The sequence below is a fragment of the Paenibacillus sp. FSL R5-0527 genome, assembly GCF_038008055.1.
In the GTDB taxonomy this organism is placed as follows: Bacteria; Bacillota; Bacilli; order Paenibacillales; family Paenibacillaceae; genus Fontibacillus; species Fontibacillus macerans.
Genome location: NZ_JBBOYI010000001.1, coordinates 740,140 through 761,557 on the forward strand (window position 1 = coordinate 740,140; position 21,418 = coordinate 761,557).

General features: G+C 57.2%; 18 protein-coding genes. All 18 read left to right on the top strand.

What is annotated here, in order from left to right; translation table 11 throughout:
* The first annotated feature begins 15 nt into the window (after nt 1-15).
* The 18 genes from opp4C to folP all read left to right on the top strand — a co-directional run bounded on the left by opp4C (nt 16) and on the right by folP (nt 21,380).
* Nucleotides 16-951 (top strand): oligopeptide ABC transporter permease, encoded by a 936-nt coding sequence (gene opp4C, locus NYE69_RS03370; RefSeq protein WP_340923939.1) that lies wholly within the window; start codon nt 16-18, stop codon nt 949-951.
* A gap of 11 nt (nt 952-962) precedes the next feature.
* Nucleotides 963-1,943 (top strand): ABC transporter ATP-binding protein, encoded by a 981-nt coding sequence (locus tag NYE69_RS03375; RefSeq protein WP_340923941.1) that lies wholly within the window; start codon nt 963-965, stop codon nt 1,941-1,943.
* On the top strand, nt 1,936-2,901 hold the full coding sequence (locus tag NYE69_RS03380) for an ABC transporter ATP-binding protein (protein ID WP_340923944.1): 966 nt from the start codon (nt 1,936-1,938) through the stop codon (nt 2,899-2,901). Before NYE69_RS03375 ends, NYE69_RS03380 begins: the two co-directional genes overlap by 8 nt.
* A gap of 816 nt (nt 2,902-3,717) precedes the next feature.
* Entirely contained in the window at nt 3,718-4,461 is a 744-nt protein-coding gene (locus NYE69_RS03385; protein ID WP_340923947.1) for a hypothetical protein, read from the top strand.
* On the top strand, nt 4,433-5,386 hold the full coding sequence (locus tag NYE69_RS03390) for a serine/threonine protein kinase (RefSeq protein WP_340923949.1): 954 nt from the start codon (nt 4,433-4,435) through the stop codon (nt 5,384-5,386). The genes NYE69_RS03385 and NYE69_RS03390 overlap by 29 nt, the downstream gene beginning before the upstream one ends.
* Before the next feature lie 17 nt (nt 5,387-5,403).
* Complete coding sequence (gene tilS / locus NYE69_RS03395; RefSeq protein WP_340923951.1) at nt 5,404-6,831, top strand: tRNA lysidine(34) synthetase TilS; 1,428 nt, start codon at nt 5,404-5,406, stop codon at nt 6,829-6,831.
* Nucleotides 6,832-6,907: 76 nt separating this feature from the next.
* Nucleotides 6,908-7,447 carry a hypoxanthine phosphoribosyltransferase gene (hpt, locus tag NYE69_RS03400; RefSeq protein ID WP_036618088.1) on the top strand — a complete coding sequence of 180 codons (540 nt, stop codon included), beginning with the start codon at nt 6,908-6,910 and terminating at the stop codon, nt 7,445-7,447.
* A 101-nt stretch (nt 7,448-7,548) separates the two neighbouring features.
* The gene (ftsH, locus tag NYE69_RS03405; protein ID WP_340923959.1) at nt 7,549-9,678 is read left to right on the top strand and encodes an ATP-dependent zinc metalloprotease FtsH; all 2,130 of its coding nucleotides are present in this window, start codon (nt 7,549-7,551) and stop codon (nt 9,676-9,678) included.
* Between the two features lie 319 nt (nt 9,679-9,997).
* Nucleotides 9,998-10,936 (top strand): quinolinate synthase NadA, encoded by a 939-nt coding sequence (gene nadA / locus NYE69_RS03410; RefSeq protein WP_340923962.1) that lies wholly within the window; start codon nt 9,998-10,000, stop codon nt 10,934-10,936.
* A 36-nt stretch (nt 10,937-10,972) separates the two neighbouring features.
* On the top strand, nt 10,973-12,589 hold the full coding sequence (nadB, locus tag NYE69_RS03415) for an L-aspartate oxidase (RefSeq protein ID WP_340923965.1): 1,617 nt from the start codon (nt 10,973-10,975) through the stop codon (nt 12,587-12,589).
* Nucleotides 12,579-13,445: a carboxylating nicotinate-nucleotide diphosphorylase gene (nadC, locus tag NYE69_RS03420; protein WP_340923967.1), complete on the top strand. Its 867-nt coding sequence runs from the start codon at nt 12,579-12,581 to the stop codon at nt 13,443-13,445. Before nadB ends, nadC begins: the two co-directional genes overlap by 11 nt.
* A 4-nt stretch (nt 13,446-13,449) precedes the next feature.
* On the top strand, nt 13,450-14,214 hold the full coding sequence (locus NYE69_RS03425) for a type III pantothenate kinase (RefSeq protein WP_326045481.1): 765 nt from the start codon (nt 13,450-13,452) through the stop codon (nt 14,212-14,214).
* Between the two features lie 42 nt (nt 14,215-14,256).
* Nucleotides 14,257-15,147 carry an Hsp33 family molecular chaperone HslO gene (hslO, locus tag NYE69_RS03430; protein ID WP_124333521.1) on the top strand — a complete coding sequence of 297 codons (891 nt, stop codon included), beginning with the start codon at nt 14,257-14,259 and terminating at the stop codon, nt 15,145-15,147.
* A 348-nt stretch (nt 15,148-15,495) separates the two neighbouring features.
* Entirely contained in the window at nt 15,496-16,434 is a 939-nt protein-coding gene (gene cysK / locus NYE69_RS03435; RefSeq protein ID WP_340923976.1) for a cysteine synthase A, read from the top strand.
* Nucleotides 16,435-16,967: 533 nt separating this feature from the next.
* Entirely contained in the window at nt 16,968-19,031 is a 2,064-nt protein-coding gene (locus NYE69_RS03440; protein ID WP_340923979.1) for a chorismate-binding protein, read from the top strand.
* Between the two features lie 8 nt (nt 19,032-19,039).
* Nucleotides 19,040-19,621, top strand: a complete 582-nt coding sequence (pabA, locus tag NYE69_RS03445) for an aminodeoxychorismate/anthranilate synthase component II (protein WP_328273698.1) — start codon at nt 19,040-19,042, stop codon at nt 19,619-19,621.
* On the top strand, nt 19,618-20,547 hold the full coding sequence (locus NYE69_RS03450) for an aminotransferase class IV (protein ID WP_340923985.1): 930 nt from the start codon (nt 19,618-19,620) through the stop codon (nt 20,545-20,547). The genes pabA and NYE69_RS03450 overlap by 4 nt, the downstream gene beginning before the upstream one ends.
* A complete protein-coding gene (gene folP / locus NYE69_RS03455; protein WP_328269724.1) occupies nt 20,544-21,380 on the top strand; it encodes a dihydropteroate synthase in 837 nt (278 codons plus the stop codon). Before NYE69_RS03450 ends, folP begins: the two co-directional genes overlap by 4 nt.
* Nucleotides 21,381-21,418 lie beyond the last annotated feature (38 nt).

Consider the following 21,418-nt stretch of genomic DNA (forward strand, 5'->3'; position numbering starts at 1 on the left):
GGGGTGCCGGTGAAAATGACCTTATTCCAAGAAAAAATATCGCACCCGGGCCAAGCGGCCGTGCCTGCTTCCGCGTTCAAGAAGCCGTCGCTGTGGCGGCAGTCGCTGCGCCGGCTGCTTCGCAATAAACTGGCCGTGTCCGGTTTCGTTGTCGTCGCCTTCATGTTTATCGCCTGTTTCTTAGGGCCGCTGTTTTCGCCGTACGCCGACAACAAAATCAACATGGCGCTCATGAACAAGCCGCCGAGCTGGCAGCATTGGCTGGGCACCGACAAGTTGGGCCGGGACGTGCTCGTCCGGGTGCTGCAGGCGGGGCGCATTTCGCTGACCGTCGGTTTGGCCTCGATGGTGGTGTCCGTGTTCCTCGGCACGCTGCTCGGAGCCATCGCCGGGTATTACCGCGGCATCGTCGACCAAATCATTATGCGGCTGGCCGACCTGCTGCTGACGATCCCCGGCCTGCCGCTGCTGTTCATCTCCGGCGCGCTGCTGTCGGAATGGAAGGTGCCGACCGAATACCGCATGTACATCGTCATGCTGATGCTCAGCCTGGTCAACTGGCCGGGGCTGGCGCGGATGATCCGCGGACAGATGCTCAGCCTGCGGGAGCGGGAGTTCATGCAGGCGGCGGTGGTGCTGGGGCTCCGTGACCGGCGCAAGCTGATCCACCACTTGCTGCCGAATCTCGTGCCGCTGATCATCGTCATGGCGACGCTGAACATCGGCGGGGCGATTTTAAGCGAATCGGTGCTGAGCTTCTTCGGGCTTGGCGTCATGCCGCCGACGCCCACCTGGGGCAACATGATCGACGCCGCCAACAATATGATCGACTTCCAGCAGCATCCCTGGCTGTGGATTCCGCCGGGGTTGTCGATTTTCGCCACTGTCATCGCCATCAATCTGTTCGGCGACGGCCTGCGTGATGTGCTGGACCCCAAAATGAACAGGTAGGTGAACGACAGATGCCGGCTTTGCTGGAGATAGAGCGTTTGAGCGCGCATTTTACGACGGAAGAAGGAAGGATCAAGGCGGTTGACGAGGTGAGCCTGCGGATATTGCCGGGGGAAACCGTCTGCATCGTCGGTGAGTCCGGCTGCGGCAAAAGCGTGACGGCGATGTCGGTCATGGGCCTGCTGCAAGGTGCCGGCGTCGAAATCGGCGGGAGGATCAAATTCGGGGAGACCGATTTGCTGTCCCTCGATAAGCATCATTTGCGAACGATCCGGGGTCATGAGATCGCAATGATCTTCCAGGAGCCGATGTCTTCGCTCAATCCGGTCCTGACGATCGGCGAGCAGATGATCGAGCCGATGGTCCTGCACTTGAAGCTGCCCAAGAAGGAGCCCCGCCGCCGCGCCGTGGAACTAATCGAGCAGGTTGGCATATCCCGGCCAGAGCAGATCATGAACAATTATCCGCATGAGCTGAGCGGCGGGATGCTGCAGCGGGTTATGATCGCGATGGCGATCTCCTGCGGGCCGAAGCTGCTGATCGCCGATGAGCCGACGACGGCGCTCGACGTGACGATCCAGGCGCAAATCCTCGACATGCTGCGGCGGATTAAGGAAGAGTCGAACATGGCGATCCTGTTGATCACCCACGATTTGGGCGTTGTGGCGGAAATGGCCGACTACGTCGTCGTCATGTACGCCGGAAAAATCGTCGAGGAAGGCGAGGTAACCCGGCTGTTCGCGTCACCCAAACATCCGTACACGCAAGGGCTGCTGAAGTCCAAGCCGCTTTTGGGACAGCGCCGGGATGAATTGTTCTCGATCCCGGGGCAGGTGCCCAACCTGCTGGAGCTGACGCCATCGTGTTATTTTCACGACCGCTGCGCCCATTGCCTGGACGTTTGCCGAACGAAGGAACCGGTGCTAGAGCGGGTCGGAGACGGGCAGAAAGCCGCTTGCTGGTTGTATGAGGAGGGGGAGCGTCATGGCTGAGCCGCTGCTGGAGGTGCGGCATTTGAAAAAGTATTTTCCGGTGAAAACGGGGCTGCTGCAGCGGACGACCGGACAGATCAAGGCGGTGGACGACATCAGCATCACGATCCGGACCGGGGAAACGTTTGGCCTGGTCGGGGAATCGGGCAGCGGCAAAAGCACGGTCGGCCGCAGCATCGTCCGCCTGACGGAGAAAACGGACGGCGAGATCCTGTTCAAAGGCACCGACCTGTACGCCCTGCCTGACGCCGAACTGCGTCGGCTGCGTCCGAAGCTGCAGATGATTTTCCAGGATCCGTACGGCTCGCTGAATCCGCGTGTCCGGGTGGGGGACGCGATCGGAGAGGCCCTGCTTGACCACGGGCTGCTGCCCAAGGCGGAAATCCGCGACCGCGTGCTCGAGGTGCTTGCTTCATGCGGCTTGTCCTCCTATCATATCGACCGCTATCCCCACGAATTCTCGGGCGGGCAGCGCCAGCGGATCGGGATCGCCCGGGCGCTGATCCTGAGCCCCGAGCTGATGATCGCCGACGAGCCGGTTTCCGCGCTGGACGTGTCGATCCAGGCGCAGATCATCAATCTGTTCCGCAAGCTGCAGGAGACCCGGGGCCTTACGTATCTGTTCATTTCCCACGATTTGAGCGTGGTTGAGCATCTCTGCACACAGGTCGGCGTGATGTACCTTGGCGGTCTGGTCGAAACGGCCTCGCGGGACGAATTGTTCCGCCATCCGCTGCACCCGTACACCAAAGCGCTGCTGTCCGCGGTGCCGCTGCCCATCCCGAGGCTAAAGCGGGAGCGGATCATCTTGAAAGGAGATATCCCGAGCCCGGCCAATCCGCCTTCCGGCTGCAAATTCCATACGCGCTGCCCGTTTGCCCTCGCCGAATGCAAGGAGCACGAACCGGAATTCCGCGATGCGGGCGGGGGACATTTTGTAGCTTGTCACCTGGTCTGATGAAGGGGAGCTTATTCCTCGATAAAGCTGTTATGTCTAAACCAGAACTTAGGGTCATCCGGCTTTGAGTTTATTTATACATTATAGAGTTTATTAAATCACAAGCGGGGAGTATAGGGCCGTGCTCCGGTTAGGGAAGAGAGGAGAAGAGAAGAGAAGAGAAATCTGAAGACTAAAGGGACCCTTAGAGACCTTATCTGCGGAAAAACGGAGGTTTTGAAAAATGTACGGCCACAGTGGACCTTATTTACACCGGCGTTGCATTAAATCTGACAAGCTGCATTTTCTAGCCACATAAATTTTCTAACGGATGCCACAAGCGCTATTTGTTCCAAAAACGTTGATTCCAAACTCTAACGGTTGCCATGGCGCTTATTTCGCTTAAACCCGCTATTTCTCCTTAGATTCAGGCAAATAACGACGCTCGCAACCGTTAGAATTTAGAAAAGGCCTTTTTTCGGCAAATAGCCGCTGCTACAACCGTTAGATTTCGGATAGCTTTCACGGGAAAGCTTTAGCAAAAGTTAATACAACGCTAGTGCCCTATTTACCTCAAATCGCCCAGGATGAACTGGTTTAGAGCGAAATCTATCTAATCGCTCTGACGTAGAAGTCGGAATCATAAAAAGACGCCGTCCGGCGTTTTTCTTTTTTTGTGAGATGCGGCCATCCCTGTCTCCTCCTTCCGGTTTATACTTCACCCTCTCTGGAAATGCTAGAAAGAGAGACTATCAATCTATATGAGTTGAACTAAACACACGGCTGCCCTGATCCGTACAATTAATAGTTCAACTTATAAATGGAAGGCGGGATAGAATGAAACAGATTATGCTGATTACCGACGGATGTTCCAATGTGGGGGAAAGTCCGGTGATGGCGGCGGCGCTGGCCAAGCAGGAAGGGATCACCGTTAACGTTGTCGGGATCGTCGATTACGGGACGATCGGGGAGCTCGGCAGCGTGGAGATCGCCGAAATCGCCAAGGCCGGCGGGGGCATGAGCCGGATTGTCGGCACGGAAAATTTGGCGCAAACGATGCAGATGATGACGCGAAAAACGGTGGTGCAAACGATCCAGCAGGCGGTCAATAAGGAGATTCGTCAGATTCTCGGCGATCAGACGGTGGGCGATTTGCCGCCGGAGACGCGCTCGCAAGTCGTCGAGGTGATCGACGAGCTCAGCGAGAGCAGCCCGCTGCAGGTCGCTTTGCTGATCGACGCCAGCGCCAGCATGAAGCCGAAGCTGCGCGCGGTGGAAGAGGCGATTCGCGATATGATGCTCAGCCTGGGCGCCAGAAAAGGGGAAAGCCGGCTGGCGGTGTTTCATTTTCCCGGAGCGCACAGCGGGGAAGATGCCGTTCTTGACGTGGATTGGACGGGCGATTTGGGGACGGCGCGGTCGATTTTCCAGCGTCTCGTCATGCGGGGAGCGACGCCAACCGGTCCGGCCATCTTGAAGGTGATGGATTTCATGCGATATGATACACTGGATGGACATGGAAAGTCTTGGCGCGAGGAGACGGATGGAAGCGATGGCATTCTCGGAGACTACGTCGTTTAAACTGAATCTGCCGCAAGGGACGCGCATCAGCGGCCGTTGGAAGGGCGGCCGTTATGTGGTCCAGCGTTTGCTGGGCAAAGGGGCGAACGGGGTCGTGTACCTGGTGAAGCAGGAGAAAAACGCGAAACTGTACGCCCTTAAGCTTGGTTTTGACACACTGGACATCCAATCGGAAATCAATGTGCTGAAAGCGCTGCAGCGCCAGCGGCGGCGGAGAGGGGCCGCAGAGCGCGATCTCGCTTATCTGGTCGAGGTGGACGACTTCACCTACCGGGGCAGGGAGATTCCGTTCTACGTGATGCGGTATGTGCAGGGGGAACCGCTTAGCGCTTTTCTGGCCCGCCGGGGAGGCCGGTGGCTGGACGTCGCCGGCTACAATTTGCTGCAGCAGCTAAGGCGGCTGCATGGGTCCGGCTGGGTGTTTGGCGATCTGAAGCCGGAAAACGTCCTCGTCGCCGCCTACGGCGAGGTGGAACTGATCGATTACGGCGGTGTGACCGCCATCGGCCATAGCGTCAAGCAGTTTACCGAGTGGTATGACCGCGGTTTTTGGGATGCGGGGAGCCGGTCGGCGGATCCCGGATACGACCTGTTTTCATTTGCCGTCGTATGCATCCACCTGCTGGCCGAACGGCCGCTCAAAAAAGCGGCTATCCAGCTGCCGCAAACACGCAGCCGCCAAGATCTGCTGGCGATCATCAACAGTACGCCGCAGCTCGTCCCTTATCGCGGTTGGCTGCAAAAGGCGATTAATGGGGAGTTTGCGGATACACAGGAGGCGTGCCGGCAATGGAAAGAACTGGTTTCGGCAAATTTCAGCCCTAAGCGAAAGGCGAGGCCGTCCACACCGCGCTGGATTCTGGGCGCGTTTGCCGTGTCGTTGACTTTGCTGGCCTGTGCGCTATATTTAACGCTGCGGTTTTGATGGGAGAAGGGGTTCATATGAAAGAACGAACGTTGCATCGCCTGGTGGAGTTGGTCCGGCGCACCGGGCGGCAGGAAGAGCTGTGGTCCCGCGGGGACCGGATCGTCGTGGCCGTGTCCGGGGGAGCGGATTCAACGGTTCTTTTACATATAATGAGAAAAATTGCCGCGGACGAGGGGCTGGAGTTGATTTGCGCCCACTTGAACCACGGCCTCCGCGGGGGCGAAGCGGACCGTGATGCGGACTTCGTCCGGGAGCTGGCGCAGCGGCTCGCTATTCCGTTTGAGCTGGGCTATGCCGATGTGCTTACTTATAGGAAGGAATCGGGGAAAGGCCTGGAGCTGGCGGCGCGGGAAAAAAGATACGAGTTCCTGTATCGCGTCGCCGAGCGGTACGGCGCGGCCTCGATTGCTTTGGGCCACCATGCCGACGATCAGGCCGAAACGGTCCTCATGCGTTTGCTGCGGGGGAGCGGTCTTTCGGGGCTGGCGGGGATGCGATTTAAGCGCCGGGAAAAAAATGTGGAACTCATCCGCCCGCTGCTGCGTATATACAAGACGGATTTGCTCCGGGCTTGCGAGGAATCCGGCATCCCATATATGACCGATAGCAGCAACCTGTCTACGGAATACACGCGGAATTCGCTGCGGCTGGATGTGTTGCCTTTTTTGGGGCAATATAATGATCAGTTGGCGGTATCGCTGAACCGGCTGGCCGAGGTGGCCTCGGCGGAGGATGATTTTTTGGCCATGGAAACGTCCAAGGCATACGCCGAAATCGTCCGTGCGGACAAAGGAGGGGCAACGTTCAAAATTGCGCCTTTTGCCTCTTTACATGTCGCTTTACAACGGAGGTTGATTAAACTAATATTAAATTATCTGCCTTTAAGCACGGAAGAAAGCGATTTTATCAAGATTGAAGCGGTTCGTATCGGGGCGGTTCAGGACCGGCCGACGACATGGAGCTTGGATCTTGGCGGCGGCTGGCGGGCCATGCGCGAGTACGGCACGATCCGTTTTGTCTCCGTTGCTGCGGAAAGTCAGATTCCTCACTATACATATTCAGTGGAGCAATTCCCTGCGGAAGTGACGATTCCGGGCGCGGGCCGGACCTTGCGGATCACGCGGCTGCCGGGCGGTACGGAAGCCGCCTTGGCAAAGGCAGCAAGCAACGATGAAGCCATATTTGATGCGGATAAGCTGGTCTGTCCGCTTACAGTGCGTTCCCGTCTCCCGGGAGACGCGATGAAAGTCATGGGACTAAACGGTAGCAAAAAGGTAAAAGATATTTTCATCGACGAGAAAATACCTCCATCCCTTCGCTCCCGCATCCCGGTGGTGACGGATGCCGACGGCCGGATATTATGGATTCCCGGCGTTCGCCGTTCCGCGCATGCCGCGGTGAGCCGGCACACGTCCGAGGCGCTGCACATGGTTTGGAATTAAATCGGCAAATCGGGCGGCTCCTTAAGGTTTAGCGAAAGACCGGCATTCATAGTATAACGTAGGAGGTTTACTTATTTTGCAGAACGATATTCAGGAAATACTAATTACCCGGGAACAGATCGAAGCCAAAGTCAAGGAGCTGGGAAAACAGCTTAGCGCAGAGTATGAGGGACGAAATCCCCTTGTGATTTGTATACTTAAAGGGGCCTTCATTTTCATGGCGGATCTGGTGAAAGAAATTACCGTGCCGATCGAACTCGATTTTATGGCGGTCTCCAGCTACGGCGCTTCGACCCGTTCTTCCGGTGAAGTGAAAATCATCAAGGATTTGGATAACTCCGTCGAAGGGCGAGATATCCTGATCGTGGAGGATATTATCGACAGCGGGCTGACGCTCAGTTATTTGATCGATGTGCTGGAACGGCGGAAAGTGAAGTCCGTGAAAATCGTCACGCTGTTTGACAAACCCGCGCGGCGCACGGTGAAATTGGAAGCCGATTTATCGGGATTTGTTCTGCCGGACGCTTTTGTTGTCGGATACGGTCTGGACTATGCCGAGAAATACCGCAACCTCCCATACATCGGAGTATTGAAGCCGGAAATTTACACCAGTTGATTTCGTCGTCCCGTTTCGGACGAAAGACCACCTCGCCTGATTTTTGAAATGGCGTGTGCGGCTATGGTAAAATAACTTAAGGTTCTGAGAGGAGGTAGGGGATGAGTCGGTTCATCCGGAATTCTGGTTTTTATTTGATACTTTTCTTAGTCGTGGTGGGCATCGTCCAATTCCTCAACGGCGGACAAGAAGCAACCGTCACCCCTAGTTACACGGAATTGCGCCAGCAGCTTAAAGATAACAACGTTGCTGAAATCACCGGTAAATTCGACGGTTACGCTTATCTGGTAACCGGTAAGTATAGAGATATCGTCGGAAACGAAAAGACGAAGAACTTCTCTCTCTATATTCCTTACGACACAAACGTCTTGAAGGAAATCACGGACTTGAGCGAGCAAAACGGCTTTGAGGTAACTTGGAAGAAGATGCCGGGCGAAAGCATTTGGGTCACCTTCCTGACCTCCATCGTGCCGCTTGCCATCATGTTCATTTTGTTCTTCTTCCTGTTCAACCAGGCGCAGGGCGGCGGCGGCAAAGTGATGAACTTTGGCAAGAGCCGGGCCCGTCTCTATAATGAAGAGAAGAAAAAGGTCACGTTCGAGGACGTGGCGGGGGCGGACGAAGAGAAGCAAGAGCTTGTCGAAGTCGTTGAGTTTTTGAAGGACCCGCGGAAATTTTCCGCCGTGGGCGCGCGGATTCCGAAAGGCGTTTTGCTGGTAGGCCCTCCGGGTACCGGTAAAACCTTGTTGGCTCGTGCGGTAGCGGGCGAAGCCGGGGTTCCGTTCTTCAGCATTTCCGGTTCCGATTTCGTGGAAATGTTCGTTGGCGTCGGGGCGTCCCGCGTACGCGACTTGTTCGAGAACGCCAAGAAGAATTCCCCATGCATCATCTTTATCGACGAAATCGATGCGGTGGGCCGTCAGCGCGGCGCCGGTCTCGGCGGCGGGCATGACGAACGCGAGCAAACGTTGAACCAGTTGCTCGTCGAAATGGATGGTTTTGCCGGTAATGAAGGCATTATCATTATCGCGGCGACGAACCGCGCCGATATCCTTGACCCGGCGCTCTTGCGCCCGGGACGGTTTGACCGGCAGATTACGGTTGACCGCCCGGATGTGAAGGGCCGCGAAGCGGTGCTGCGGGTACATGCCAAGACGAAACCGCTGACGAAAGACGTCAAGCTGGATGTTATTGCGAAACGAACGACCGGATTTACCGGGGCCGATTTGGAGAACCTGCTGAACGAAGCGGCGCTCCTGGCGGCTCGGCGCAACCGGAAAGATATTTCCATGACGGAAGTGGACGAAGCGATCGACCGCGTTATCGTCGGTACGGAGAAGCGCAGCCGCGTGATCAGCGAGCGCGAGAAGCGGATCGTTGCTTACCACGAAGCAGGGCACACGATCGTCGGCTACTATTTGGAGCATGCCGACATGGTGCACAAAGTTACGATTGTTCCGCGCGGCCGCGCCGGCGGTTACGTGATTATGCTGCCGAAGGAAGACCGGATGCTCGTCACCAAAAACGAGTTGCTGGATAAAGTCACCGGTTTGCTTGGCGGACGCGTATCCGAGGAAATCTACATCGGCGAAATCGGCACTGGCGCTTACAGTGACTTCCAGCAAGCGACCAGCATCGTGCGCAGCATGATCGTCGAATACGGGATGAGCGAGAAGCTCGGCCCGATGCAGTTCGGTACTTCGCAAGGCCAGGTGTTCCTGGGCCGCGATATCGGGCACGAGCAGAACTACAGCGATCAAATCGCTTACGAAATCGATCAGGAAATGCAGCGTTTCATCAATGAATCGTATGACCGATGCAAAAAGCTGCTGATCGAGCATGAACGCGAGGTTCGCCTCGTGGCCGAGACGCTGCTCGAAGTCGAAACGCTGGATTTCGAACAGATCAAGCGTTTGATCGAAACCGGCAGCATTGACGGCGACGGCAGTGCGGAAGGCGGCAGCGGTTCTTCGGAGCCGGGCGAGCCGACCGTCGATAACATCGGCGACGTTCGTGTCCGCATCCAAGGGAAAACCGAGGATCCGGCACCGTCCGGCCCGATCGGGGATATCCCGAACGATGTGCCTAGCGGTACGGCGAACGATCGCACCAACGATCCGGTGGTCGATGCGCCGCAAGGCACTGTCAGCGATACGCCGGGCAAATCGGATCAAGGCGAGGCCGACAAAGGCCCTGACAACAACAACGGCGGCAACACGCCGACCGTGTAAACTTAACATTGCAATGCAGCCCCTGGGGAACGGAAGGTTTCCCGGGGGCTTTTTTTAAAATTAAAATTTTAAGAAATCTCCCCTTTAACGGGGAATTTGCCTTGTAAATCGCGGGGATTCGGCGTTATGCTCGGCGCTCTGCCTCATTGACAGCGCCTTTCACCTTGTGTAAATTAGTTGGTAAACACCGTGTGAAATTTGATACGTTCTTGCTGTTTCACGCAGGATTGAGCATAAGTAAAACGTCGATAAACCGCGCTATAGTCCAGAGGAAGCGTTAATTACAGGTAATATGGTGCGCGTTGGGGGAGGAAATCGGGTGGAGGCTTTAGCGCTGGAGCGGAAAGCGGAAATGAACCGGGAGCTGAAGGAACGGCTGTTCCAGCTCAAGAAGGAACGAAACGCAATTATACTTGCTCATTATTATCAACGGGACGAAATCCAAGAGGTCGCCGATTTCCGCGGCGATTCCTTTTTGCTGGCCCAAAAGGCGGCTTCAACCGACGCGGAGACGATCGTGTTCTGCGGGGTGCATTTTATGGGCGAAAGCGCGAAGATTTTGGCGCCGGACAAAACGGTGCTGATCCCCGACGAACGGGCGGGATGCCCGATGGCCGATATGGTGAACGTCGACGGCTTGCGAAAGCTGAAGGCGCAGCACCCGAACGCCAAAGTGGTGACGTACATCAATTCCTCGGCGGAAATCAAGGCGGAGACCGATATCTGCTGTACTTCGTCCAACGCGGTGAAGGTCATCAATTCGATCGATGCCGACGAAATCATCTGGGTGCCGGACAAAAACCTCGGCCACTACGTTCAGCAGCATACCGACAAGAAGCTGATCATCTGGGAAGGTTACTGCAACACGCACGATATGCTGACGGTGAAAGACGTGGTGGAGATGAAGGCCAAATACCCGAACGCTGAGTTTGTCGTTCACCCGGAATGCCGTCCGGAAGTGGTGGCGATGGGCGATTTCGTGGGAAGCACGACGGCGATTTTGGACTACTGCAAAAACTCGTCCGCCAAAGAATTCATCGTGGGCACCGAGGACGGAACCGGATACCAGTTGCGCAAGGACAGCCCGGACAAAACGTTCCATTTTGCCACCAAGTTTCTCGTTTGTCCGAATATGAAAGTCAATAATCTGAAAAAACTGGTTAAATGTCTGGAAACGATGCAGCCGCAAATTTACGTACCGCCCGTCGTTGCCGACAAAGCGAGGCTTTCTTTAGAGCGCATGCTACAGGTCAAGTAGCATGCGCTACTCTCTTGTTCAAGACAGGTGACGATAGTGATACCACAATATTTGGTTGATTTCGAGCTGGCTAAGCTCCCGGTGGTCGATACGGAGGTGATCGTCATCGGTTCGGGCATCGCTGGACTGTTCACCGCCATCAAGGCAAGTGAAAAATCGCGCGTAATCCTGATTACCAAAAAAGCGCTGCTGGAGAGCAACACGAGATACGCGCAAGGCGGGATTGCGGCGGTTATTTCCGAAGACGATTCTCCGGCCTCCCACCGTGAGGATACGCTGCTGGCCGGTGCGGGGCTGTGCTCCCCGGAAGCGGTGAACATTTTGGCGAACGAAGGGCCGGACGCCGTCAAAGAGCTGATGGCGCTTGGGACGGCGTTTGATGTCGAGAATGGCGAACTGGCGTTGACAAAAGAAGGGGCGCATAGCCACCGCCGGATTTTGCACGCGGGCGGGGACGCCACCGGTTACGAGGTTGTGCGGGCGTTATCGGAGCAAACCGCGGTTCATCCGAACCTCGAAATATGGGATAATCATTATGTGATCGATTTGATTACCGAAAACAACGAATGTCTCGGCGCGCTGGTTCAGCGCCCGGACGGCGAGCGGATTTTCCTGCGGGGGAACGCCACTATCCTGTGCTCGGGCGGGGCCGGACAGCTTTACCGGTATACGACCAACCCGGAGGTCGCTACGGGGGACGGCGTTGCCATGGCTTACCGCGCGGGAGCGGTCATTCGCGATATGGAATTCATTCAGTTTCACCCGACGGCTCTTTGCTACCCGGGAGCTCCCCGCTTTCTGATCTCCGAGGCGGTGCGGGGAGAAGGGGCAGTGCTGCGGAACATCAAAGGCGAGCGGTTCATGAGCAACTATCACGAGCTGCTGGAGCTGGCCCCGCGGGATATCGTGGCCCGGGCGATCGTCAGCGAAATGGAGGCGGCCGGCGCCAACATCGTCTATCTGGACATTACGCACGAAGATCCGGAAACGGTCAAACGCCGGTTCCCGACGATCTACGAAACCTGCATCGGCTACGGGCTTGACCTGACGGCCGACTGGATTCCGGTTGCGCCTGCTGCGCATTATATGATGGGAGGCGTCCGCACCGGCCATCACGGCGAAACGAGCGTATACCGGCTTTTTGCCTGCGGCGAAGTGTCGTCAACCGGGGTTCACGGCGCAAACCGCCTCGCCAGCAACTCGCTTTCCGAAGCGGTCGTGTTCGGCCGGCGGATTATCGAGCGGATTCGGGAGCTGCCGCCGCTGGACAAAACCGGGGAAGGCATTGCCCATGGGGTGCAGCGTCAGGCTGCCGACGCGCCTTCGATCGCGGAGCGCCGCCTGGAGCTGCAAAAAGTGATGGTCCGCCGCGCGGGACTGCGCCGGACGGCTGCAGGGTTGGCGCAAGGGCTCGCGCAGCTGCAGCGCCAAGAGACGATTTTTACCCAGGCGCTGGATACGCGCGAACAATGGGAATACGCCAATATGCTGACCTGCGCGCTCCTGGTGACGCGCTCGGCGCTGGCCCGCGAGGAAAGCCGGGGCGGCCATTACCGCGAGGATTTTCCGGAGCGCAGCGACGGGAAATGGCGTAAGCATCTTTTGTGGCAGCGGGAAAAAGGAATGTTGGAGGAAGCAAACGATGATGTTTAACGGATATAACGAAGAGTTGATCGATGCGATCCGCGGCTGGCTAAGGGAAGATGTCGGGTCGGGGGACGTGACGACCGCCGTGACGATTCCGCCCGGGCATGAATCCAAAGGGATCATCCATGCCAAACAGGCTGGCGTGATCGCCGGGCTGCCGGTGGCTCGGCTCGTGTTCGAGTTGGTTGATCCGGGCCTTAAATTTACGGCGCATGTCCAAGACGGGCAGTTTGTGGCCAAAGGAACCATTTTGGCCGAAGTGGAGGGCGGCACGCACAGCGTTTTGACCGGGGAGCGGCTTGCTTTGAATTTGCTGCAGCGTTTGTCGGGCATCGCGACGCGGACGAAAACGTTCGTCGATGCGCTTGAGGGGCTGCCGGCCCGGCTGGTGGATACGCGGAAGACGACGCCGGGTCATCGGATGCTGGAAAAGTACGCCGTCCGCGTCGGCGGCGGATCGAACCACCGTTTCGGGCTGTACGACGCCGTCATGATCAAGGATAATCACATCAAGGGGGCAGGCGGCATCGCCCAGGCGGTCAGCCGTGCCCGCGCAGCGATTCCGCATACGATGACGATCGAGGTGGAAACGGAAAGTCTGGAGCAGGTGGAAGAAGCGCTGCGGGCCGGAGCGGATATCATCATGCTCGACAATATGCCGCCGGAGCTGATGAAGGAAGCGGTGAAGCGGATTAAAGCGCAGTCGCCGCACGTGAAGACGGAAGCTTCGGGCAACGTGTCGCTGGAGACGATCAGCGGCATCGCCGAGAGCGGAGTAGATATCATTTCCGTCGGGCGGTTGACGTATTCTTTTGAGAGCCTGGACATCAGTCTGGACTTGAACGGGAAAAAGGAGGGGTAAGCGAATGTTCCTTGTCGTCGACGTGGGCAATACAAATATCGTACTCGGGATTTATAAGGAACGGGAGCTGCTCCATCATTTCCGGATCGGCACAAACCGGCAGGCGACGGTGGACGAGTACGGTGTGCTGATTTACAACCTGTTTCAAATGTCCCATATCCAGGTGCAAGACATCGAAGGGGTGATCATTTCTTCGGTGGTGCCGCCTTTAATGCATGTGCTGGAGGCGCTTTGCGAGAAATATTTGCGGCGCAAACCGCTGGTCGTCGGGCCTGGAATCAAAACCGGCCTCAACCTGCGCTACGAAAATCCGCGCGAGGTCGGCGCGGACCGGATCGTCAATGCGGTGGCCGCGATCGAGCACTACGGGGGGCCGCTCGTCGTTGTCGACTTCGGCACGGCCACAACGTTCGACTGCATCGACGCCCAAGGCAATTATCTGGGCGGCGCGATCGTGCCGGGCATCGGCATTTCGACCGAGGCGCTGTATCAGCGGGCGTCCAAGCTGCCGCGCATCGAGCTGGAGAAGCCGAAAAAAGTGATCGGCCGCAACACGGTAAACGCGATGCAGGCGGGAATTATTTTTGGCTACGCCGGCCAAGTGGACGGCATCGTGGAACGGATCGCGGCGGAGATGGGCGCCAAACCGAAGGTCGTTGCGACCGGCGGTCTGGCCGAATTGATCGCCAGCGAGACGCGCTCGATTGAAGAGGTCAATCCAAGGCTGACCCTGGAGGGGCTGCGGATTATATATGAGCGAAATCAATAAGCCCGCAGTGGGTATACTTAGTCGAAAGGGGGCTTTCGTAAAATGGATCAAAATGAGAAGCAAGACCGGTTAATCCGCGGCATCGCCTTGGACGGCAAAGTCCGCGCGTTTGCCGTGCGGACGACCCGGCTGGTGGAGGAGCTGCGCCGCCGGCACGATACGTATCCGACGGCGACGGCGGCCTTTGGACGTACGCTAACGGCGGGGGCGATGATGGGCGCCATGCTGAAAGGCGAGGAGAAGCTGACCATTCAGGTCAAGGGCGACGGGCCGATCGGACCGATCGTGGTCGATGCCAACGCCAAGGGGGAAGTTCGCGGCTACGTGAAAAACCCGCACGTGCATTTGCCCAGCAACAGCCTCGGCAAGCTTGATGTACGAGGAGCGGTCGGCACGACCGGCTTTATCAACGTGACGAAGGACTTGGGGCTCAAAGAGCCGTACAGAGGAAGCGCGCCTTTGATTTCCGGCGAGCTCGGCGAGGATTTTACATATTATTTTGCCGTATCGGAGCAAACGCCTTCCGCCGTCGGTCTGGGGGTTCTGGTCGACGTCGACAATTCCGTCATTGTGGCGGGTGGTTTTATCATTCAACTGCTCCCGGGCTTAAGCGATCAGGAAATCGATGCGATCGAGCAGGCCGTCGGCCAGCTTCCTCCGGTGACGACGCTGCTGGATGAAGGGCTGGAGCTGGAGGAGATGCTGCTTCGGCTTGTTCCCGATTTCAAGGTGCTGGAGGAGATGGATATCGTGTTCTCCTGCAGCTGCTCCCGGGAAAGAGTGGAGAGCACGCTGATCAGCTTGGGCAAAAACGAATTGACGGAGCTGCGGGACGAAGGGAAGGATGCCGAGGTCGTCTGCGATTTTTGCAACGAGGTGTATAATTTCACTCCGCAGGATCTTGAGAATCTGATCGCTCAAACGGAGAAATAAACGGTATATCCTGTAATCATACGTTGGAATACTTTGCGGACTGGGTCAAAATGCCCGGGAAGCAAAGTATTTTTTGTGACTTTCTTGACAACACCGGTCGGGATTGTTAAGATAATAGTTATAAAACCAACTTATTTACTCGGAAATAAATGAAAGCGGATGGATCGGCATATCCTATAGTTTCGGATTGGCTTTCATTCGGCACAGTATGACATTGGGCAATATCATGACATCAGGCGATATCATGATATCAGGCTATCATGACAACGAGCAATATCATGGCATCGGGTGGATCGCATCAGGGCATGATCAGGGTTATTTTTTTATCCAAAAGGGAGGATATTGAATATGGCAAAGATCGTAAACAATGTAACGGAACTGATTGGCGATACACCGCTGGTCCGGTTGAACCGGGTCGTTCCGGAAGACAGCGCGGAGATCTATGTGAAGCTGGAATACCAAAACCCGGGCTCCAGCGTTAAAGACCGGATCGCGCTTAGCATTGTGGAGGAAGCGGAAAAGGCGGGCAAGCTGAAGCCGGGCGGTACGATTATTGAAGCGACGAGCGGCAACACCGGGATCGGACTGGCGATGGTGGCCGCCGCTAAAGGATATAAGGCCGTTATCGTAATGCCGGAAACGATGAGCCTTGAACGCCGCAATCTGCTGCGCGCTTATGGCGCCGAGCTGGTGCTCACGCCGGGAGCCGAAGGGATGAACGGGGCGGTGAAGAAAGCCGAGGAGCTGCTGGCGGCCAATCCGGATTATTACCTGGCGGATCAATTCAGAAATCAGGCGAACGTGAAAATCCACCGTGAAACGACCGGTCCGGAAATCGTCGAAGCGATCGAATCGCTGGACGGCCGTCTGGACGCGTTCGTAGCCGGGATCGGCACGGGCGGGACGATCAGCGGCGCCGGCGAAGTGCTGAAGCAACGCTTCCCCGACATCAAAATTTACGCGGTGGAGCCGGCGGCCTCCCCGATTTTATCGGGCGGCAAACCGGGCCCTCACAAAATTCAAGGGCTGGGTGCCAACTTCATTCCGGAAATTTTGAACCGGGAAATTTATGATGAAATCATTCATGTCGAAAACGAGGAAGCGTTCGAGCAAGCGCGCATTGTGGCGAAGGAGGAAGGCATCCTGTCCGGTATTTCGTCGGGTGCAGCGGTATTCGCCGCGCTGAAAGTGGCCAAACAGCTGGGCAAAGGCAAACGCGTCGTCGCCATCGTTCCAAGCAACGGGGAACGTTATCTTAGTACGCCGCTTTACAACTTTGAAGCATAAAGCTCGTCTGGAGCGCATAAGGCCCCGCCGCCGTCCTTGAAGGGATGGGGCGGGGTTGTTTTTTTGGGGATGGCCGGCGGCCGCTGGATCAACTAACCGTCGTCTGTCTGAACCCATGCTTCAAAAATAGCGGCACTTTATGATCTTATTATCCGGATTTGAGGTTGTTCATCCCCATTAGGAGCATTTTTTGTACTTATTTCCTGGTGATAGTGTGGATTGAGGGGCATTTCCTTGCAATCCAAGAGATTAGCGGCACAAAATGCCTCTATTTCTTTTTCAATGGGCGATCTCGCTGGAATAACGTCATTTTTTGTACTTATGTTTTTTCGGAAGAAATTCTCAGACCGTATCAAGGTTTTCTCGGCGCAATTCCAGAAGAACCACCGGCTTGATCGGCGGGTTCCTGTTTAGAGTTGATCGGCGTTCCCTGGGCAAAACGATTATTTTTGCAAATATATTTAAAATTGCAGCGGTTCTTTAGTATACTAGCTACCAATAAACGCAATTTGTTCTGGAGGAATTGGCGGCTGATGATAGAGACGATGACGACATGGGAGCAGTGGCGGGCTTGGGCCGCGGAAGGGACGTGGACGCTGCTGCCGTACGCCGGGAAGGTCAAAGCGGGCGCGGCGCTGCTGCCGGAGGATTGGGCGGAGGCCTGGAAGCGGGCGCATCCGTATTCGTTTGTGCTGGAGAGCGGCAAGGGAGGGCGGTACACGTTTCTCGGACTGGAGCCGGTTTCGGTGATTCGTGGCAAAGGAGAGGAGGCCGTCGTTCTTGATATGGCTTTCGGATCTACCGCATCCGGGCCTACGGCATCTGGATCTGCGGAATCCGGGCCTACGGCATCTGAATCTACAGAATCTGAATCTACAGCATCCAGACCTACCTTATCCGGGTCTATCGCTTCGGGAACGGCTGAGTTGAAGCTTCAGGGCAAGCCGCTGGAGCTGCTGCAGGCCTGGATGGCCCCATACCGGTCGCCGGCGCTGCCCGGGCTGCCCAAGTTCTGCGGCGGGGCCGTCGGTTTTCTGGCCTACGATGTTGTCCGTTCATTGGAGCGGCTGCCACAGCTGGCTAAGGATGATTTGGGCCTGGATGATTATGTCTGGATGCGTGTGGAGGAGCTTTGGGTCATCGATCAGGAGTTGGGGGACGTATACTGTGTCGTTCATCGTGCGTGTCCGGGGATTGAAAATCTGCCGAGAGAACGGGGGGCGGCGCAAACAGACGGCGAGGCCGGGAGAGCCGGAGATCCTGTAGAACTGGCGGTTCTGTATGAGGGGGCGAAGCGGCAAGCGGAGCAAATGGAGCGGCGTTGGGCGGAGATTGTCCGGCTTGGCGCAGAGGCTGCGGACGCGGAGCGGAGGGGCGGTCAGCCGGGCGGCAAACCTGCAGGGGGGCAAAGCAATAGTGGACACTCCATAAGCGAAGGACGCGGCAGTGCAACCGCCGGCAGTGTAACCGCCGACAGCGTACCCACCGGCAGTGCAACCGCCGGCAGTGTAACCGCCGACAGCGTACCCACCGGCAGTGCAACCGCCGGCAGTGCAACCACCGGCAGCGTAACCACCGGCAGTATAACCCACGGCAGTGTAACTTCCGTAATCACGCAACCCGGTAATGCCTGGTTAAGCTGCGTACAACCCGACAGTGCTCGGTGCGGGGGCGCCCAACCGGGCAGCAGCATCCGGCCCGTTACCGTGCCGCCCGGTCCGGACCCGCTCGAGGCCGATTTGGGGGCTGCCGGCGCGTCGATGACGCAGGAGTCCTTCGAGGTCGCCGTGATGCGAGTGCAGGATTATATCGCGGCGGGCGACGTGTTTCAGGTGAATTTGTCCCTCCGCCATGCGTTCCCCATGCAGGGGACGCCAGAGCAGGTGTATGAGCAGCTGCGGCGTGTGAACCCTTCCCCGTATATGGGGATGCTCCGGTTTCCGGATTTTCAGCTCGTGTCCGCTTCCCCGGAGCTGCTGGTCAAGGTCGAGCAAGGGAAGGCCAGCACCCGGCCGATTGCCGGAACGAGGCGGCGCGGGCGAACCCCGGAAGAAGACCGGAAAATGGAGCAAGAACTGCGCACGAACGAAAAAGAACAGGCCGAGCATATCATGCTCGTCGATCTGCTGCGCAACGATTTGGGGCGTATAGCCGATTACGGTTCGGTGCGGGCCAGCGAGCTGTTCACCATCGAGCGTTATTCGCACGTGATGCATCTTGTATCCGAGGTGGAGGCACGGCTTGCCCCCGGCAAGACGGTTTATGACGTGATTGCCGCCGTTTTTCCCGGGGGGACGATCACCGGGGCTCCCAAGGTGCGGACGATGGAGATTATCGAGGAGCTCGAGCCGGTCACCCGCGGTCCTTACACCGGAGCCATGGGATGGATTGACTATAACGGGAATATGGAATTAAATATTATTATACGTACGCTGGTCGTAAAGGACGGCGTAGGTTATATTCAGGCAGGAGCCGGTATCGTAATCGATTCGGTTCCGTATCGCGAGTTTAGGGAATGCCATAATAAAGCCAAAGCGGTCGCTTTGGCGGTTCGCAACAGCGAGAACCGTCCGGGCAAAGCTGGGGACAGGAGATGAGACGAGACATGATATTGGTTATCGACAACTATGATTCTTTTACGTATAACCTAGTACAGTATTTAGGCGAGCTTGGCGAGGAAGTGACTGTCCGCCGCAACGACGAGATCGATCTTGCGGGTATCGAGGCTTTGCAGCCGGATCATATATTGATTTCACCGGGGCCCTGCACGCCCAATGAAGCCGGAATTACGCTCGAGTTGATCGAACGCTTCAAAGGCGTGATCCCGATTTTCGGCGTTTGCCTGGGCCATCAGGCGATCGGCCAGGCTTTCGGCGGGAAGGTGATCCGCGCCGAGCGGCTGATGCATGGGAAGACTTCCCCGATTTATCACCGCGGGGAGTCGGTGTTTGCCGGGCTGCCGTCGCCGTTTACCGCAACCCGTTACCATTCGTTGATCGTCGAACGCGAGAGTCTCCCGGATTGCCTGGAGATCACGGCCGAGACGGAGGAAGGCGAAATCATGGGGCTGCGCCACAAGGAATATGCCGTTGAAGGGGTTCAATTCCACCCGGAATCGATCATTACCGAGCACGGCCATCAGATGCTCCGCAATTTCCTGAGCCGGAAGGCGGAAGCGAAAGCATGAACTACATCGGGGTAAACGGAGTTCCTACCCCAGCCGCCGAAGCCGTGATATCCGTGATGGATCACGGCTTCATGTACGGTATCGGCCTGTTCGAGACGTTCCGGACATACGGCGGCCGGCCTTTTTTGCTGGAGCGGCATTTGGAGCGGCTGCGGGCGGGCTGCGAGGCGCTGGGAATCCGCTTTGACAGCGCCTTCGGAACAGCGGGCCCAGGCCGCTTTCGCGAGCAAATCGCCGAGCTGCTGGAACTTAACGGATTGGCCGAAGGATACATCCGGGTTACGGTTACGGCCGGCGCTGGGCCGCTGGGGCTGCCGGCCGGAGACTACGGGGAGCCGGCGACGATTATCTATGTCAAGCCGCTTCCCGGACCGCCGGCAATGCTGTACACCGCCGGCAAGCCGCTCTGGCGGCTTGAGACGCGGCGGAACACGCCGGAAGGCGAGGTCCGCTTGAAATCGCTGCATTACATGAACAACATCTTGGCCAAGCGCGAACTTATCCGCCTGGAACGGGAGGCGGGAGCTTCCGCTTTTGCGCCGCGCAGCGCCGTTCCGGGAGAAGGGCTGCTTTTGACGGCTGAAGGCTGGCTGGCGGAGGGGATCGTCAGCAATTTATTTTTTGTGCAAAATGGGAAATTATATACACCGGATATCGGTACGGGCATTCTGCCGGGGATTACCCGCGCCGCGGTGCTGGAGTTGGCTGCGGAATGCGGCCTTGACCGGGAAGAGGGATATTACGCGTGGGACAGGCTGCTTGCGGCGGACGAGGTTTTTGTGACCAACTCCATTCAGGAGATCGTCCCGGTGACGGAGCTGGTTAGTCCTGGAACACCCGCGGTGAAAGTCGGGAATGGACGAATCGGGCCGGCAACGCAAAGGCTGCTGGACAAGTATCGACAGAAAGCGAGGGATTTTACATGAAGCCTACGTTGCATCATCGGAGCTACCGGCTGGGAAGCGCGGAGCTTATACTGGGCGAACGGACGCTGGTGATGGGCATCTTGAACGTGACGCCGGATTCTTTTTCCGATGGAGGCCGTTACAATCGCGTGGACCTGGCTCTGGAGCATGCCCGCCAAATGGTGGAGGACGGGGCGGATTTGATCGACATCGGCGGGGAATCGACCCGTCCGGGGCACGAACCGGTGGATGAGCGGGAAGAGCTTGAACGGGTCATTCCGGTCGTTGAAGCGCTGCGCCGCGAACTGCCGCGGGTGCCGCTCTCCATAGACACGTATAAAGCGCGGGTGGCCCGGGAAGCGCTGCAGGCAGGGGCCCATATCATCAACGATGTCTGGGGCTTTAAAGCAGACCAGCAAATGGCCCAGGTGGCGGCGGAATACGCTTGCCCCGTTATTTTGATGCACAACCGCCACGACCGAAATTACCGCGATCTGCTGCAGGATGTGGCCGCGGATTTGCGGGAATGCGTGGAGCTTGCCCGTAATGCGGGGATCAGCGATGACAAGATCATTCTCGATCCGGGAATCGGGTTTGCCAAGGATTATTCGGAAAATTTGCGCGTGATGCAGGCCCTGGATGAACTGGTCAGCTTGGGGTACCCGCTGCTGCTCGGCACCTCCCGCAAAAGATTTATCCGCACGGCCCTGGATTTGCCGGTGGACCAAGTGGTTTTCGGCACCGCGGCCACTGTGGCGCTGGGCATCGCGCAGGGCTGCCAGATCGTCCGCGTTCACGACGTCAAGGAGATCAAACGGACCGTGCAAATGTGCGATGCGATCGTTTATGCTTGAACCTAACCTTAAACATACCACATACAAGGTGGCTTATT